This is a genomic window from Sphingomonas sp. SAFR-052 (assembly GCF_051965015.1).
In the GTDB taxonomy this organism is placed as follows: Bacteria; Pseudomonadota; Alphaproteobacteria; order Sphingomonadales; family Sphingomonadaceae; genus Sphingomonas.
Genome location: NZ_JBQCMO010000008.1, coordinates 118282 through 132938, shown reverse-complemented (window position 1 = coordinate 132938; position 14657 = coordinate 118282). Strand labels below are relative to the sequence as shown.

The following is a 14657-nucleotide window of genomic DNA, read 5'->3' as shown; positions in this document are numbered from 1 at the left end:
CCTATCGGATCGCGAACAGCGTATCGAAGGTTTCGCGCGCGACCTGGATCACGCGGCTCGACGCCTGATAGGCCTGCTGGAAGCGCATTAGGTTCACCGCTTCCTGATCGAGGTTCACGCCCGCCGCCGAATCGCGCGCGTCGACCGCCGAATCGCGGATCGCGCCCTGTGCCTCCGCGATCGTCTTGCGGGCGTTCAGCGCCGACCCGTTGCTCGATTGGAGTGCGACGACGCGCTGTTCGAACAGGCCGTTACGACGCGCGTCGAACAGCTTCGACAGGTTGCCGCTGTCGCGTGCCCCCTCGCCCGGAGTCGCCGCCGCGATCTTGGCGGGATCGCCGAGCGTACGGGTAACGCGGCCGGTCGGCTCCATCGCGAACATCGCGGCGCCGGCATCGCCGTTCAGATCCTCACCGGCGGCAAAGGCGCCGTTGACGTCGAGCACGAAATCGCTGGCGACCGCGACCACTTCCTTGCGCATGTCGCTGATCCGCTTGGCGCCATCGACCATCCCGGCCAGCGAACCGCCGCGCGGGAGCAGGATGGTTTCGGTGCCGCCGCGCATCGTCGTGAACACCGGCGCGCCGTCCTCGTCGCGTTCGAAGCGGACGGTCGACGCTTCGATCCCGTGGACCAGCAGCGGGCCGTCGGCGCCGCCCGCGCGCACCGTCACGCGACCGGTCGTATCGAACTTGACGTCGACATCGGTCATCTCGCTCATTTCGTCGAGCATCCGGTCGCGCTGATCGAGCAGTTGCGCCTCGCCCGCCGATCCCTTCGACACGCGCGACAGGCCGTCGTTGATTCGCGCCAGCACCGCGGCATTGTTGCTTAGCTTACGGACCGAGTTCTCGGCATTGAGGTCGAGATTAGCGGCGGTTTCGTCGAGCGCGCCGATCGTGCCCGAAAAGGACTGCGCGACGCTTTCCGCCGCCTCCAGCATCGACCGGCGCGGCGCATCGGCCGACGGATCGGCGGACAGCGCGGTGCCGCTGTTGAAGAAGGCGGTCATGCGATCGGTCAGCGCGCGACTGGTCAGCGCATCCTCGATCCGCGTCATCCACACGATGCCGCCGTCGCTGCGCGATACGTCGGAGGTCGACTGGCGGACCTCCTGCGAGCGGAAGATATCTGCCGAACGCGCGACCCCGGTCACGGTCACGCCGCTGCCCGTGATCTGCCGCGACGAACCCACGCCGACCTCGGCAAGCGACGTCGTCCGCCGAACGTACCCGGTGGTGCCGGCGTTCGCGATATTATCCGACGTCGTGGTCAGGGCCGACTGATAGGCCCGGACCCCGCTTGCCCCGATCGACAGCAGGTCGCTCATCCGCTCTTCCCTTCACCCGGGGTAACGGCCGAATCGGTCCGGGCTTGAGCGGGATTATTGGCATCCGCCACGTTAACCATCTGTGACCGAGCCAGAAACTCGGTCATCGCCTTGCCGATGCCGAGGGGGGTGGTCACAGACATGTTTTCGGCGACCTTCTGATCCCACATGTCGCGGAACTGGCCGGCGGCCTTGTTGTCGAACAGCGTGTCGGCCAGCTTCGCTTGCCGCATCGATTTCAGCATCATGCCGGTGAAGACCGATTCGAAGCGCTCCCCGGCAGCCTTCAGATTGTCCTTGTTGCCGATGCGGCTGGTGTCGACCCCGATGCCGGTCGTCGCGCCGATCACGCTCACAGCACCACCAGCTCGGCTTTGAGCGCACCCGATTCCTTCAGCGCCTCGAGGATCGCGACCAGATCGGCGGGCGATGCGCCGATGGCGTTGATCGCCTTCACCACATCGGCGAGCTTCGGCCCGGGCGCGAGCACGAACATCGGCTTGACCTCCTGCTCGACGGTCACGCCGCTCTTCTGTTCGACGGCGGTCTGGCCCTGGCTGAGCGGGGCCGGCTGGCTGACGCGCTGGTTCTCGTCGATCTTCACGGTCAGCTTGCCATGCGTCACCGCCGAAGGCGCGACGCGCACCGCCGAGTTGATGACGACCGTACCGGTGCGGGCGTTGACGATGACGCGCGCCGCCGTTTCGGCCGCTTCGACGGGCAGGTTCTCGACCTCGCTCATCAGCATCGCGCGGGTATCGGCACCCGGTGCGGCGCGCAGCGCGACCGACACCGCGTCGATCGCGGTCGCGGTGCCGGCACCGAAGCGGCGGTTGATCGCACCGGCGACATTCTGCGCCGTGGTGAAATCGGCCTGGGCGAGGTTGAAGGTCAGCGTCGGCGCGGTGGCGAAACCGGTATCGACCATGCGTTCGACCGTCGCCCCCTCGGGGATACGGCCGGTCGAGGGGATGTTGACCACGATCTTCGACCCGTCGGCACCTTCGGCCCCCAGCCCGCCGACCGCGAGATTGCCCTGCGCCATGGCATAGATCTGCCCATCGGCACCCAGCAGCGGAGTCATGATGAGCGCACCGCCGCGCAGCGACTTGGCCTTGCCCATCGACGCAACCGTCACGTCAAGCCGCTGGCCGGGCTTGGCGAAGGGCGGCAGTTCGGCGGTAATGAGCACGACCGCGGCGTTCTTCAGCCCCGGATTGGCGCCGGGCGGCAGTTGCAGCCCCATACGCGATGCGATCGCCTTCACCGACTGCACGGTATATTCGAGATTGTCGTCGCCGGTGCCGGGCAGGCCGACGACGATGCCGTAACCGGTCAGCTGGTTCGACCGGATGCCCTGGAAACGGCCGAGGTCCTTAACCCGCTCCGCCGAGGCGGGCGCGATCATCAGGCAGGCGATGAGAATGGCGAGCAGGAAGCGCATGGGCGGAACCTAGAACGGGCTGACGACCTGGAAGAAGCGGCTGAGCCACCCCTGCCGGCTGGCGCGGGCGACATCGCCCTTGCCGGTGTAGGAAATGCGGGCATCGGCGACGCGGGTCGACGGCACGCGGTTGTTGGCGTCGACATCGGCGATGCGAACGATGCCCTTGATCGCGACGACCTCGTCCCCGCGGCTCAAGGTCACGCGCTTCTGCCCCTGCACCAACATCGTGCCGTTGGGATAGACTTCGGCGACGGTGACCGAGAGTTCGCCCGACAGCGCGTTGGTCTGGTCGGCCGATCCGGTGCCGCCGAAATTGCGGCCGCCCGATGCCTTGGCAATGTTCGGGTCGAACGACAGCGGCCCGACCGAAGGCGGCGTGATCGAGAAGCCGCCATTGCTGTCGAGCTTCGATCCCGCAGATTTCGACGCGCTGGTGCGCTCGACCAGGGTGATGGTCAGCGGGTCGCCGACCTTGCGCGCGCGCCATCCCTCGTAGAGCGCGGCATAGCCCTGTTCGACCTGAAAGATCGCGCCGGTGGCGACCACGGGCACGACCGGCGCGGCGGGTGGCGTCGCGGCATAGGATTCGCGCGGCGTTTTCCGGCCGAGGCCGAACAGCGGACGGGCTTCGGCCGGCATGGCCGAAACCACCACCAGGGCGAGCGCGACGGCGCGCACGGCGTCAGATGTTCTGGTTGACATATTTCAGCATTTCGTCGGTGGCCGAGATCATCTTCGAATTGACCTCGTACGCACGCTGCGTCTCGATCATGTCGACGAGTTCCTCGACGACGTTCACGTTCGAGCTTTCGAGCATCCCCTGCCGGATGCGGGCACGGCCATCGAGGCCAGCGACGCCGAGCTGTGCCGCGCCCGAGGCGGCGGTTTCGGTCAGGAAATTGTCACCGGCCGGCATCAAGCCCGCCGGGTTCGCGAACAGCGCGACCTGGACCTGGCCAATGGCGGTCGCCTCGGTCTGGTTGGGGATGGTCGCGCTGACGGTGCCGTCATTGCCGATGGTGATCGACGTCGCCCCTTCGGGCAGGGTGATGCCCGGCATCACCTGATAGCCTTCGGTCGTGACCAGCATCCCTTCGGCCGAGCGGGTGAAGTTGCCGGCGCGGGTATAGCCGAGCTGACCGCCGGGTAACTGCACCTGGAAGAAGCCGTCGCCTTCCAGCGCCATGTCGAGCGCGTTGCCGGTGGTGGCGAGCGAACCCTGCGTCTGGATGCTGGCCGTACCTTGGATACGGACGCCGGTGCCGAGGTTCAGGCCGGTCGCATAGCGCGATTCCTGTGTCGAGGCGGCTCCCTGTGCGGTGACGATCTGGTAGCTCATCGCCTCGAACGAGGCGCGGTCGCGCTTGAACCCGGTCGTGTTGACGTTCGCCAGGTTGTTCGAGATGACGCGCATCCGCGTGTCCTGGGCATCCAGCCCGGTGCGCGCGATATGCAGTGCGGCGTTTGCCATGTCCTGTTCCCCTTAACTCTGGACGCGCATCAGGTTGGCGGAGGCTTCATCCATTTCCTTCGCCTGTTTCAGCATGCCCGCCTGCACTTCGTACGACCGCTGGTTCTCGATCATGTCGACCAGCGCCTGCGTCATGTTGACGTTGGACTGTTCGAGCGAACCGCCGCGCACCTTCGCGGTCATGTCACCCGGCAGCGCGCCGCCGCCGCGGACGTGCAGCAGATTGTCGATGCCCTTGACCGTGTCGCTGCCCGCGGTGCTGACCAGCTTGATCTGGCCGACCTCCTGATCGGGCGTGCCGGGGGGCGATCCCTGCGGCACGACCATCACCCGGCCATCGGCGGTGATGTTGATCGACTGGGCCGGCGGTATCGTGATCGGACCGCCGACGCCCATCACCGGCAAGCGATCGCCGGTCTCCAGCGTGCCGGCGGCAGTGATTTGCAGGTCGCCGCGCCGGGTATAGGCTTCGGTGCCGTCGGGGCCCTGGACCGCGATCCACGCATCGCCCTCGACCGCGACGTCGAGCGGGCGGCCGGTGGCGAGGATCGCCCCGGCCCGGCGGTCCATGTCGCGAACCTCCTCCGAAGAGGGCAAGCGCGATTCGAGTTCGCCGTTCTTGCCCTTCAGCAACAACTGTTCGAAATCGACCTTGTCCGCGCGGTATCCGATCGTCGACCCGTTCGCGATGTTGTTCGCGATCGTCGCCTGCGACGCCATGTGCCCGCGCAGTCCCGACATCGCGGTATAGACCAGCCGGTCCATCGAAGCCTCCGTGTTATGACCCCTGCTTCACAGCAAAGGCCATGCCAGTTTCATCAGGCGCGCAGGTCGAGGATCGAGCGCGTGATCTGGTTCGAGGTGTCGAGCGCCTTCGAATTCGCCTGGAAGTTGCGCTGTGCGGCGATCAGGCCGACCAGTTCCTCAGTGATGTCGACGTTCGACCCTTCGATCATGCCCGACATCAGCGAACCCGCGCCGTTTTCGCCCGAGCTGGCGAAGCTCGGATCGCCCGACAGGCCGGTCGCCTGCCAGTTGCTGTTGCCCATCTGGCGCAGGCCCGACGCGTTCGAGAAGTTGACGATCGCGACCTGGCCGAGCGGCTTGGTATCGCCGTTCGAATAGCTGGCGGTGACGATGCCCTTTTCGTTGATCGTCACGCCTTGCAGGCGGCCGACCTCGACGCCGTCCTGTAGCTGGGTCGCCACCTTGAACGGCTTGGTCGTCGAGACCGTGGTCGTCGGGATGGTCAGCTTGATCTGCTGCTGGGCGATGCCGCTGGCCGGCATAAACGAGTTGAAGTCTTGCTCGACCGGGGCAGCAAGTTTGCCGTCCGCGCCGAATTGAACGGTGACCGAGGGCGTATTGCCGGCGCCGTACGTCATCGCCTGGTCACCGACGAAGCTGTATGCCTGCCACGTGCTCGTCAGGTCCGTCGCATCGGTATCAGGGGCGGTAGTGCGCACCATGTAGGTGGTCATCGTCATCGGATTGCCGGCGCCGTCATACACGGTAGTCGAAACCGCTTCATTGTAGCTGCTTGAATCGAAGCGGCTGAACGGGGTGGTCGACGGTACGACCGATCGGGCGTTCATGTTCATGCCGAGCGTCACGTTGTCGGTGCCCTTGGGCTTGCCCGAGGTGCCGTTGAGCACGAGGTCGGTGAGCGACGCGCGCGTCGTGGCGATGACGTTGCCGTTGCCGTCGACCGGATAGACCTGCAGCCGCGCGCCCTGCGCATCGGTGACGAACTGGTTCGCATCGACGCGCAGCGATCCGTTGCGGGTGAAGGCCAGACCCTGCTTGTTAGGATCGGGCTTGAGCGCAAAGAAGCCGTCGCCCGCAATCGCGATGTCGAGCGAAGAGGACGACTGGACGAGATTGCCTTCGCCGAACTGCTGGCGGTTGCCCTTCACCACCGTACCCGAACCGACCATCTGCGTCGGCGCGACGGCGAGGTTCGACGCGATCACGTCGGCGAATTCGGCGCGGCTCTTCTTGAAGCCGGTGGTGCCGACGTTGGCGAGGTTGTGCGAGATCGACGCCATGTCGACCTGCGAGGCCTTGAGGCCGGAGAGCGAGGTATAGAAGGACATGCTAAGCTCCTGCGGGTATTCGGTAGAAGAGGGATCAGGCGATCTTGCGGACGGTGTCGGCGGCGACCTGCGACCCGTTCGACAGCGTCAGCGTCGGCTTGCCGCCATTGGGCATGACCGAGGACACGCCCGCCCAGGCGAGGTTGCGTGCCTTGACCACGACGCCGCTCGCATCCGATGCGGCGACCGAGATGGTGTAGGGGCCGGCGCCGGCGGGAAGGCCGCTGTCGGTCGTGCCGTCCCATTGATAATCGACCAGCCCCTTGGGCTGTGCGCCCATCGACACGGTGCGCGCGACTGCGCCGCTGGCGTCGCGGATCTCGAGCTGGACCTTGGCGGCATCGCCGTCGAGCTCGACCGCGCCGTTGACGTTGTCGTTGTTGTCGGCACTGGCGGTCGGACTGTCGGTCAGCACCGCCTTCCCGATCCACGACACCGCGTCGCTGGTGCCGTTGCCGCCCATCTTGGCCGCCATCGTCTTCAGCGTCGACGTCATCTCGGTGATGCCCGACAGCGACGAGAATTGCGCCATCTGGGCGACCATTTGGCCGTTGTCGGTGGGGTTGAAGGGATCCTGATATTGAAGCTGCGCGGTCATCAGGCGGAGGAAATCGTCCTGGCCCAGCGAACGCTGGCCCATTTTCGACTTCGCCGCCGCCTGTTTGACCGCATCGAGTTGCGGAAGATTCTGGACCGAAGTGGTGGCCATGGTCAGCGTCCCAGACGGAGGGTTTCGGTGATGAGCGACTTGGCGGTCGACATCACCTCGACATTGTTCTGATAGGTGCGGGCGGCATCGAGCATGTCGACCAGCTCGCGCGGTTCGTCGACGGCGGCTTCCCAGACATTGCCCTCGCCATCGGCGAGCGGGTTGCTGGGATCGTAGCGCTTGGCCGGGGCCTCGCCCGCCTGCACGATTTCGCGTGCGTCGACGGTGGCGAGACCGGTCGCGTTGTCGAAGCTGGTGCGGAACACCGGCTTCATCGTGCGATAGGCGGTGTCCTGCGTCGTCGCGACCGCGCCGGCATTGGCGAGGTTCGACGCGGTGGTGTTCATCCGCACCAGCTGCGCCGACATGGCGCGGCCGGATACTTCGAAGATGCTCATCGGCGCGGGCATCGTTTATTCCCCCTTCAGCGCGCGGGTGATGGTGGAGATGCGACCGTTCAGGAACGCCAGCGTCGTCTGATACGCCACGGCGTTTTCGGCGAAGGCGGTCTGTTCGGTCGCCAGTTCGACGGTGTTGCCGTCCATCGAGGGCTGGACCGGCAGGCGATAGAGCGTGTTGCGATCGATCGCGCCGTCGACATTGCCGCCGCGCTCCGCCCCGGCCAGCGCCGCGCGGAAATCGACGTCCTTCGCCTTGAAACCGGGGGTGGACGCATTGGCGATGTTCGACGCCAGCATCCCCATGCGCTGCGCCCGCACCTCCAGCGCGGCCCCATGTATCCCGAACAGAGCGTTGTCGGCCATCGGCCCGAAATCTCCTGAGCGGCGCGCCGGATGCGCGTCCCCACGGATCACAGCAAAGCGCGTGCCAATTTTGCCGGACCGGGCTGAGCGAACGAGATATGTCCGGCCTTAACCATGATCGCGGCAACCGCCCGCCGCCGCCCGGCAAGCGCTTGCCGCCACCAAACTGGCATCACCCTTGCAGAAGAGCGGGCATGAACCTGTCGCTGCTTGCCCCCTATACCGATCCGCTGGCCGCGCTGTTCGTGATCGGCGGGACCATCCTGACCATCGCGATCCGCACGCCGCGTGCCGATCTGGGCCGTGCCGTGCGCGCGCTCGCCACCCTGCCGCGCCGCCCGTTTTCGGCCGATACCGGCATCGAACAGATCGCGGCGCTGGCACGGATCGCGCGGCGGCACGGGGTACTGACGCTCGACCGGTCGCAGATCGCCGATCCCGATATCGCCGAAGCCATCGCCGCGATCGTCGACGGCGCCGGGCCCGATGCGGTCGGCGAGACGCTGAGCCACCGCAACGCCGCGCGCGCCGAACGCCATCTCGCCGCCGCCGACATGTGGGCGGCGGTCGCCGAGCTGGCCCCGGCGCTGGGCATGATCGGCACGCTGGTCGGGCTGGTGCAGATGTTCATGGCGATGACCGATCCGACCGCGATCGGCAAGGCGATGGCGGTGGCGCTGCTATCGACGCTGTACGGCGCGATCGTCGCCGCGTTGATCGGGATGCCGATCGCCGGACGGCTGCGGCGGATGGCGCGGATCGAGGCGTTCGAGCGCAGCCGCTTCGAAGGGCCACTGGTGGCGCTGGCGCGGCGCGAGCGACCGCAGTTCCGGGAGGCGGCGGAATGAAGATGTCGCGTTTCGACGTTGCGCCCGGCCGGCCGCTGTGGCTGACGACGCTGGCCGACCTGTCGCTGCTGCTGGTCGGGTTCTTCGTGTTTCTGCAGGCGTCGCAGACGGTCGACCGGCAGGCGCTGACCGCCGGCATCCGCGCGGGCTTCGATGCGGATGCCGCGCCGATGACGCTCGACCGCGGCATCGTCGACGGGTTCGCGCAGGGATCGGCGGCGATGCCGGCCAGCTATGCACGCACGCTCGATTTCGTCCGCGCCGCCGCTACCGATCCGCGGGTCAAGGTGACGCTGACCGGCGGTACCGACGGCGATGTCGACCCGCTGACCGGCAGCGCCGCGATCCTTGCCAGCGACCGCGCTCGGACCGTCGCAACCGCACTGGTCGCCGACGGCGCCGTGCAGCCCGACCAACTCGCCTTTGCCCCGCCCGCGACCGGCAGCCGGGGCGTCCAGATCGACCTTGGCTTTGCCGGCGACCGGCAAGCCGTTGCCGACCGGCAGGCGCCGGTTGCCGCCCCCATCCATGGAGCCGACCAATGATCCGTTCGATCCTTGCCATCCTGTCGCTGACCGCCGCCCCCGCCGTCGCGGCGCAGAATTTCCAGTCGACCGCGCAACTGGACGAAGCGGTCGTGCAGTTCACCGGCGCCAGCATCGGCATGGACGGCGGCGCACAGATGCCGGTCGATCCGCGCCTGAAGCTGGCGAAATGCGCGATGCCGCAATTCAACTGGCTGTCCGAACGGCAGGATGCGGTGGTCATCAGTTGCATGGCGCCGGCATGGAAAGTCTATGTACCGGTCCGCCGCCTGGCCCGTATCGTCCCCGAGCGTGCCGCCCCGGCAGTCGCCGCCGCCGCCGCCAAGCCCGAACCGGTAATCCGCCGCGGCGACCCGATCATGATCGAAGCCGGGGCGGAAGGCTTCTCGATCACCCGCGACGGCGTGGCGATGAGCGACGCGCCGGTCGGCGGGCGGTTGATGGTCAAGGTCGACCCGGCCAAGCCGCCGATCCAGGCGATCGCACTGGAATCGGGTCGTGCCGCCCTTCCCGGCTTCGGGCGGTGACGCACCGAAATCGATCAAAAATCGATCCGCAGTAATTTTTGCTAAAGAAGTTCGGGAAGGGGCCGTTTCTCCTCATGTCAGCAGTTCGCGAAGGACGGAGACATGGTGGATTCAGTCGGTTCAAGGCCGGTAAGTTCGATCGGGCAGCGTGCCATCGCACGCGCCGAGGGACAGACGCGCGCTGCGGCGACACCGCCGGCGGAGGGTGCGCCCAAGACCGGCGTCGCGCTCCTGTCGGGCGGCACGACCGCCGCCGCCATGTCGGCATCGCCGCCGGTCGATACCGACCGGGTGGCGACGATCCGCAAGGCGATTGCCGAAGGCCGCTTCCCTCTATCGCCCGCCACCATCGCCGACCGGCTCATCGCCCTGAAACTCGATTGGAACAGCAATGAACCGGCGTGATGCGCTGATCCAGATCATCGACAGCCTGCATGCGGAAATCGCCGCGATGCAGGCGAACGACGTCACCGCGCTGGAAACCGCGACGGCGATGAAGCTGCAGGGGATCGAGGCGGTCGCTGCCAATGACGACGTGCCGCTCGACGCCGAGCTGGAAACCCTCGCGAGAGAAGCGCAGCGGCTGAACGAGACCGCGCGCATCTACGTCAACCTGATGTCGGCCAATGTCCGGCGGCGGATCGAGCAGCTGACCGGCGGCGGTTTGCCGGCCTACCGGCCGGGGATTGCCGCCACGCCACAGCGTATGGCGGCGGCGGCGTATCGGTGATCGCTGCACCAGCAGTCTGGCACGTCACCCCAGCGCAGGCTGGGGTCTCATGCGGCGCTTGCTGCGCGCTATAACCCCAAGATCCCAGCCTGCGCTGGGATGACGTTCGGGGCGGGGCGGATGGCGCGTGCTTCGCAGCGAGGACGCAGCAAACGCAAAACTGGCACGCCGCTTGCTGAGTGGTCCCCCGAACAGGGGAAGCGAAGCACAGCCCGATGAATGTCGTTCCGGTAGAAGCCCGATCCAACGTCCATAGCGCGATCGCGACGGCGAGCGCGCGGACGGGCATCGATTTCAATTACCTGTTGGGACAGGCGCAGGTCGAAAGCGGCCTGCACGCCAATGCGCGCGCCGCGACCTCGTCCGCCACCGGCCTGTACCAGTTCGTCGAGCAAAGCTGGCTGGGCGTGGTCAAGGCGCATGGCGCGGAGCATGGCATGGGCTGGGCGTCCGACAGCATCCGCCAGGGCAGCAACGGCCGCTATTATGTCGCCGACCCGGCCACGCGCCGCGCGATCCTGCAACTGCGTAGCGATCCGCAGGCATCGTCGCTGATGGCCGCCGAACATGCCGCCGACAACAAGGCGTCGCTCGAAGGTGCGCTGGGCCGCAGCGCGACCGGCACCGACCTGTATATGGCGCATTTCCTGGGGCTGGGCGGTGCGCGCCAGTTCCTGACGTCGATGCAGGCCAATCCCGACCGGTCGGCCGCCGCGATGTTCCCCGCCGCCGCCCGCGCCAACCGGTCGATCTTCTTTGCACCCGGCGGCCAGCCGCGTTCGCTCGGCGAAATCTACGAACGGATGAGCGCCAAGCTCGACCGCGGGGCGAAGGCCGTCGGCGGCAGCGGCGTCGAGGATGGCGGCTTCCCGGTCAACCGGATGCAGCAACCGGCGGTAATGCTGAACGGCTTTGGCGGCGACGTCACCATGGGCAACGAGGCGCAGGGCGGCGACGAGGCATGGCTGGCATCGACCATCGCCAATCTGAACGTCGTGCGCAGCCGTGGCGGCGACGTAACGGCGAACCCGGCGCAGATGGCGTCGCTGTATCGCCCGACCCCTGAATCGGCGCGGCTCGCCTATTCGATCCTCGCCAATCTGGGAGCCGCATGATGCAGGCGATCCTGAGCAATCCCAAGAGCATCCTGCCCGCCTTGCGCGGGTCGGCGCTGCCCGCCGCGATCCTGCTGCTCGTCCTGCTGATGGTCGTGCCGATCCCGGCGTTCATGCTCGACATCTTCTTCGTCATGAACATCATGATCTCGATCGCGGTGCTCATGGTCGCCCTGAACGCGCAGAAGCCGCTCGACTTCTCCGCCTTTCCGACGGTGCTGCTGTTCGCGACGCTGTTCCGCTTGGGCCTCAACGTCGCATCGACCCGCGTCGTGCTGGTCCACGGGCATGAGGGCGAAGCGGCGGCGGGCCATGTCATCGAGGCGTTCGGCACCTTCCTGATCGGCGGCGACTATGTCGTCGGTCTCTTCGTCTTCTCGATCCTGATCATCATCAACATGATCGTGGTGACCAAGGGTGCGGGTCGCGTGTCCGAAGTGTCGGCACGCTTCACACTCGACGCCCTGCCCGGCAAGCAGATGGCGATCGACGCCGACCTGAATGCCGGCCTGATCACCCCCGACGAAGCCCGCGCCAAGCGGATCGAGACCGGCGCCGAGGCCGATTTCTACGGCGCGATGGACGGTTCGTCGAAGTTCGTGAAGGGCGACGCTGTCGCCGGCCTGCTGATCCTTGCCATCAACATCGTCGGTGGCCTGATCCTCGGCGTCGTCAGCCATCAGATGGCGGTCGGACAGGCGGCACAGACCTATGTGCTGCTGGCGATCGGCGACGCGCTGGTCGCGCAGGTGCCCTCGCTGCTGCTGTCGATCGCCGCCGCCGCCATCGTCACCCGCGTCACCTCGACCTCTTCGCAGGACCTTGCCGGGCAGATCGGGACGCAGTTCGCTTCGCACCGCACCTGGGCACCGGTCGCCGGCATCCTCGGCCTGCTGGCGATGCTGCCGGGCATGCCGTTCCTCGTGCTGGCACCCGCCGCCGGCATCGCTGGCTTCGCGTCGTGGAAGCTCGGCAAGATGAAGAACGCGCCGCCCCCCGCCCCGCCGGTCGAGGCGCTGCCCGAACCGGCCGACCTGTCGAAGATCGGCTGGGACGAGGTCAACGACAATTGCCACATCATGCTCGACATCGGTTACGGGCTGGTCCCGCTGGTCGACGAGCGCAAGGGCGCGCCGCTGATGAGCCGGATCACCGGGGTCCGCCGCCAGCTGTCCAAGGATCTGGGCTTCGTCGTGCCGCAGGTGAAGGTGCGCGACGACATCAACCTTGCCCCCTATACCTACCGCATCTCGATCGGTGGCGTGGTCGTCGGCGAGGACATGGCATCGGCGACCGAGATGCTGGCGCTCGACACCGGTCAGGCGGTCGGCGGTTTCCTCGAGGGGAAGACCGCCAAGGACCCGACCTTCGGCCTCGACGCGATCTGGATCCAGCCGGGCGATGCCGATGCCGCGACTGGCGCCGGCTATCTGGTGGTCGATGCCGGGACGGTGATTGCGACGCACCTGAACCATGTCCTGACCGTCAATGCGACCGAGCTGCTGGGTCCCGACGAGGTACAGGCGCTGCTCGACGGCCTGAAGGACCGTGCCGCGAGCCTGGTGGCGGCGCTGTGCCCGCAGCCGCTGACGCTGACCACGCTGACGCAGGTGCTGCGCGCGCTGCTGGCCGAGAATATCCCGCTGAAGGAATTCCGCCGCATCGCCGCCGCCATCGCCGTCACCGCGCAGCGGACGCAGGATGCCGAGGAAATCGTCGAACTGATCCGGCCCGAGCTGGGGGCGCTGATCATTCAGAAGCTGTGCGGCGTGCGCGAGCCGCTGCGGGTGATGACGCTCGAGGGGCAGCTGGAGGCGCTGCTGGGGCAGGCGATGCGCGGCGATCCGTCGCGGCGCAACGCGATCGAGCCCGATCTTGGCCGGCGGATCGTCGACGCGCTGACCCATGCCGCGCAGCCGCTGATGGCAGAAGCCAAGCCGTTCGCGCTGGTCGTGCAGCCGTCGATCCGCGTTGCCGTGCGCAAGCTGGTCAAGACCTGCCTGCCCGACACCCCGGTCATGAGCTTCTTCGAAGTTCCCGAAGACAAGGCAGTCGAAGTCGTCGCCGTGATCGGCGCCCCGGAGGCCATCCCCGCATGAACGCCCCCTTCTTTCCCCAACCCGCGCTGAACGCCGCCGCGACCTATACGCGGCGGGCGCGACCGAACGATGCCGATGCGCTGGTCCGCAAGCATTTGCCGCTGGTCCGGCGGATCGCGTGGCACGTCCATGGCCATATGAGCACGATGGTCGATGTCGAGGACCTGGTGCAGGTCGGCCTCGTCGCCTTGGTAGAGGCGGTGCCGATGTTCGAGGATCGCGGATCGGTCACGTTCGAGCAGTATCTCAGCACCCGGCTGCGCGGGGCGATGATCGACGAACTCAGGCGGCAGGCGACGATCAGCCGCGGCGCGATGAAGCGGCGGCGCGATTATGCGAAGACGGTGTCGGTGCTGACGCAGGAGTTGGGCCGCGCGCCGGTGCCGGCCGAGATTGCCGACCGGCTGGGCGTGCCGCTCGGCAAGTTGCGCAGCGACTATGCCGATGTCCAGTCGGTGCAGTTCGATTCGATCGACGACGTCTATACCGACGAGGCGCCGTGGTTCATGGACGACGGCCCGGATGCGTTCGAGGCGCTGGCGGAAGGGGAATTGCGCGAGACCCTGATCGCCGCGATCACCGCGCTGCCCGAACGCGAGGCGCAGGTGATCCAGCTTTATTATGTCGAGGAACTGAACCTCGAGGAAATCGGGCAGGTGCTGGGCGTCGGTGCGGCGCGCATCTGCCAGATCAAGAAATCGGCGCATGAGAAGCTGAAGAAGGCGCTGATGCGGGCGGCGGGATAAAGTCCTGCTATTGCTGATGGTTGGGCGGGGTCGGGCTTGGGTCCGGCCCCGTTTTTTGTCCAAAGTTCACTAAGTTCACACTCGCCGCGTTTTTCGCGTGGCCCGATGCGCTGGCGGCGCGGGGTCGGTGGTCTGGCAATGAGAGAGATCCGGATTGCGAGGTTAGGTTGAGCGCCTGCCTGTAGGAAAGCGGTACGTTCGGCTCTGACGATGCTCCGTCCCTTTCGCGC

At 67.0% G+C, this 14657-nt stretch carries 18 protein-coding genes; 8 read left to right on the top strand and 10 right to left on the bottom strand.

The features are described from left to right. Nucleotide 1 precedes the first annotated feature (1 nt). Genes flgK through flgB form a run of 10 tightly spaced genes read right to left on the bottom strand, consistent with a single transcriptional unit; the run spans nucleotide 2 to nucleotide 7817 of the window. Nucleotides 2-1330 (bottom strand): flagellar hook-associated protein FlgK, encoded by a 1329-nt coding sequence (flgK, locus tag ACTHQV_RS14780; RefSeq protein WP_440491322.1) that lies wholly within the window; start codon nucleotides 1328-1330, stop codon nucleotides 2-4. Continuing rightward, the gene (locus ACTHQV_RS14775; RefSeq protein WP_440491321.1) at nucleotides 1327-1686 is read right to left on the bottom strand and encodes a rod-binding protein; all 360 of its coding nucleotides are present in this window, start codon (nucleotides 1684-1686) and stop codon (nucleotides 1327-1329) included. The genes flgK and ACTHQV_RS14775 overlap by 4 nt, the downstream gene beginning before the upstream one ends. Next, nucleotides 1683-2774 carry a flagellar basal body P-ring protein FlgI gene (locus tag ACTHQV_RS14770; RefSeq protein ID WP_440491320.1) on the bottom strand — a complete coding sequence of 364 codons (1092 nt, stop codon included), beginning with the start codon at nucleotides 2772-2774 and terminating at the stop codon, nucleotides 1683-1685. Before ACTHQV_RS14770 ends, ACTHQV_RS14775 begins: the two co-directional genes overlap by 4 nt. A gap of 9 nt (nucleotides 2775-2783) precedes the next feature. After that, a complete protein-coding gene (locus ACTHQV_RS14765; RefSeq protein ID WP_440491318.1) occupies nucleotides 2784-3479 on the bottom strand; it encodes a flagellar basal body L-ring protein FlgH in 696 nt (231 codons plus the stop codon). Then, the gene (gene flgG / locus ACTHQV_RS14760) at nucleotides 3460-4248 is read right to left on the bottom strand and encodes a flagellar basal-body rod protein FlgG (RefSeq protein ID WP_440491317.1); all 789 of its coding nucleotides are present in this window, start codon (nucleotides 4246-4248) and stop codon (nucleotides 3460-3462) included. The genes ACTHQV_RS14765 and flgG overlap by 20 nt, the downstream gene beginning before the upstream one ends. Nucleotides 4249-4260: 12 nt before the next feature. Continuing rightward, nucleotides 4261-5013, bottom strand: coding sequence for a flagellar basal body rod protein FlgF (locus ACTHQV_RS14755; protein ID WP_440491316.1), 753 nt, complete (start codon nucleotides 5011-5013; stop codon nucleotides 4261-4263). A gap of 53 nt (nucleotides 5014-5066) precedes the next feature. Further along, entirely contained in the window at nucleotides 5067-6344 is a 1278-nt protein-coding gene (locus ACTHQV_RS14750) for a flagellar hook protein FlgE (RefSeq protein WP_440491314.1), read from the bottom strand. A 34-nt stretch (nucleotides 6345-6378) separates the two neighbouring features. Next, the gene (locus ACTHQV_RS14745; RefSeq protein ID WP_440491312.1) at nucleotides 6379-7053 is read right to left on the bottom strand and encodes a flagellar hook assembly protein FlgD; all 675 of its coding nucleotides are present in this window, start codon (nucleotides 7051-7053) and stop codon (nucleotides 6379-6381) included. Between the two features lie 2 nt (nucleotides 7054-7055). Next, complete coding sequence (gene flgC / locus ACTHQV_RS14740; protein ID WP_440491310.1) at nucleotides 7056-7463, bottom strand: flagellar basal body rod protein FlgC; 408 nt, start codon at nucleotides 7461-7463, stop codon at nucleotides 7056-7058. A 3-nt stretch (nucleotides 7464-7466) separates the two neighbouring features. Continuing rightward, nucleotides 7467-7817, bottom strand: coding sequence for a flagellar basal body rod protein FlgB (gene flgB / locus ACTHQV_RS14735; protein WP_440491308.1), 351 nt, complete (start codon nucleotides 7815-7817; stop codon nucleotides 7467-7469). A 194-nt stretch (nucleotides 7818-8011) separates the two neighbouring features. Here flgB and ACTHQV_RS14730 point away from each other — a divergent pair, with 194 nt between their 5' ends. From ACTHQV_RS14730 to ACTHQV_RS14695, 8 genes are all read left to right on the top strand, one after another. Next, the gene (locus ACTHQV_RS14730) at nucleotides 8012-8665 is read left to right on the top strand and encodes a motility protein A (protein WP_440491307.1); all 654 of its coding nucleotides are present in this window, start codon (nucleotides 8012-8014) and stop codon (nucleotides 8663-8665) included. Then, nucleotides 8662-9210 (top strand): OmpA family protein, encoded by a 549-nt coding sequence (locus ACTHQV_RS14725; RefSeq protein ID WP_440491305.1) that lies wholly within the window; start codon nucleotides 8662-8664, stop codon nucleotides 9208-9210. Before ACTHQV_RS14730 ends, ACTHQV_RS14725 begins: the two co-directional genes overlap by 4 nt. Beyond that, nucleotides 9207-9737, top strand: coding sequence for a flagella basal body P-ring formation protein FlgA (locus tag ACTHQV_RS14720; RefSeq protein ID WP_440491304.1), 531 nt, complete (start codon nucleotides 9207-9209; stop codon nucleotides 9735-9737). The genes ACTHQV_RS14725 and ACTHQV_RS14720 overlap by 4 nt, the downstream gene beginning before the upstream one ends. Nucleotides 9738-9839: 102 nt before the next feature. Further along, nucleotides 9840-10142 (top strand): flagellar biosynthesis anti-sigma factor FlgM, encoded by a 303-nt coding sequence (flgM, locus tag ACTHQV_RS14715; RefSeq protein WP_440491303.1) that lies wholly within the window; start codon nucleotides 9840-9842, stop codon nucleotides 10140-10142. After that, nucleotides 10129-10467 (top strand): hypothetical protein, encoded by a 339-nt coding sequence (locus ACTHQV_RS14710; protein WP_056453126.1) that lies wholly within the window; start codon nucleotides 10129-10131, stop codon nucleotides 10465-10467. Before flgM ends, ACTHQV_RS14710 begins: the two co-directional genes overlap by 14 nt. Nucleotides 10468-10682: 215 nt before the next feature. Then, nucleotides 10683-11582 carry a lytic transglycosylase domain-containing protein gene (locus ACTHQV_RS14705; RefSeq protein WP_440491302.1) on the top strand — a complete coding sequence of 300 codons (900 nt, stop codon included), beginning with the start codon at nucleotides 10683-10685 and terminating at the stop codon, nucleotides 11580-11582. Next, nucleotides 11582-13681, top strand: coding sequence for a flagellar biosynthesis protein FlhA (gene flhA, locus ACTHQV_RS14700; protein ID WP_440491381.1), 2100 nt, complete (start codon nucleotides 11582-11584; stop codon nucleotides 13679-13681). The genes ACTHQV_RS14705 and flhA overlap by 1 nt, the downstream gene beginning before the upstream one ends. Continuing rightward, the gene (locus ACTHQV_RS14695; protein WP_440491301.1) at nucleotides 13678-14427 is read left to right on the top strand and encodes a sigma-70 family RNA polymerase sigma factor; all 750 of its coding nucleotides are present in this window, start codon (nucleotides 13678-13680) and stop codon (nucleotides 14425-14427) included. Before flhA ends, ACTHQV_RS14695 begins: the two co-directional genes overlap by 4 nt. Nucleotides 14428-14657 lie beyond the last annotated feature (230 nt).

Bases quoted from the DNA above. Each gene is read 5' to 3' on its own strand.
- flgB (WP_440491308.1), bottom strand. From the start codon at position 7,817: ATGGCCGACAACGCTCTGTTCGGGATACATGGGGCCGCGCTGGAGGTG.
- ACTHQV_RS14755 (WP_440491316.1), bottom strand. From the start codon at position 5,013: ATGGACCGGCTGGTCTATACCGCGATGTCGGGACTGCGCGGGCACATG.
- ACTHQV_RS14720 (WP_440491304.1), top strand. From the start codon at position 9,207: ATGATCCGTTCGATCCTTGCCATCCTGTCGCTGACCGCCGCCCCCGCC.
- flhA (WP_440491381.1), top strand. From the start codon at position 11,582: ATGCAGGCGATCCTGAGCAATCCCAAGAGCATCCTGCCCGCCTTGCGC.
- ACTHQV_RS14730 (WP_440491307.1), top strand. From the start codon at position 8,012: ATGAACCTGTCGCTGCTTGCCCCCTATACCGATCCGCTGGCCGCGCTG.
- ACTHQV_RS14695 (WP_440491301.1), top strand. From the start codon at position 13,678: ATGAACGCCCCCTTCTTTCCCCAACCCGCGCTGAACGCCGCCGCGACC.
- flgM (WP_440491303.1), top strand. From the start codon at position 9,840: ATGGTGGATTCAGTCGGTTCAAGGCCGGTAAGTTCGATCGGGCAGCGT.
- ACTHQV_RS14750 (WP_440491314.1), bottom strand. From the start codon at position 6,344: ATGTCCTTCTATACCTCGCTCTCCGGCCTCAAGGCCTCGCAGGTCGAC.
- flgK (WP_440491322.1), bottom strand. From the start codon at position 1,330: ATGAGCGACCTGCTGTCGATCGGGGCAAGCGGGGTCCGGGCCTATCAG.
- flgG (WP_440491317.1), bottom strand. From the start codon at position 4,248: ATGGCAAACGCCGCACTGCATATCGCGCGCACCGGGCTGGATGCCCAG.
- ACTHQV_RS14765 (WP_440491318.1), bottom strand. From the start codon at position 3,479: ATGTCAACCAGAACATCTGACGCCGTGCGCGCCGTCGCGCTCGCCCTG.
- ACTHQV_RS14725 (WP_440491305.1), top strand. From the start codon at position 8,662: ATGAAGATGTCGCGTTTCGACGTTGCGCCCGGCCGGCCGCTGTGGCTG.
- ACTHQV_RS14770 (WP_440491320.1), bottom strand. From the start codon at position 2,774: ATGCGCTTCCTGCTCGCCATTCTCATCGCCTGCCTGATGATCGCGCCC.
- flgC (WP_440491310.1), bottom strand. From the start codon at position 7,463: ATGCCCGCGCCGATGAGCATCTTCGAAGTATCCGGCCGCGCCATGTCG.
- ACTHQV_RS14710 (WP_056453126.1), top strand. From the start codon at position 10,129: ATGAACCGGCGTGATGCGCTGATCCAGATCATCGACAGCCTGCATGCG.
- ACTHQV_RS14745 (WP_440491312.1), bottom strand. From the start codon at position 7,053: ATGGCCACCACTTCGGTCCAGAATCTTCCGCAACTCGATGCGGTCAAA.
- ACTHQV_RS14705 (WP_440491302.1), top strand. From the start codon at position 10,683: ATGAATGTCGTTCCGGTAGAAGCCCGATCCAACGTCCATAGCGCGATC.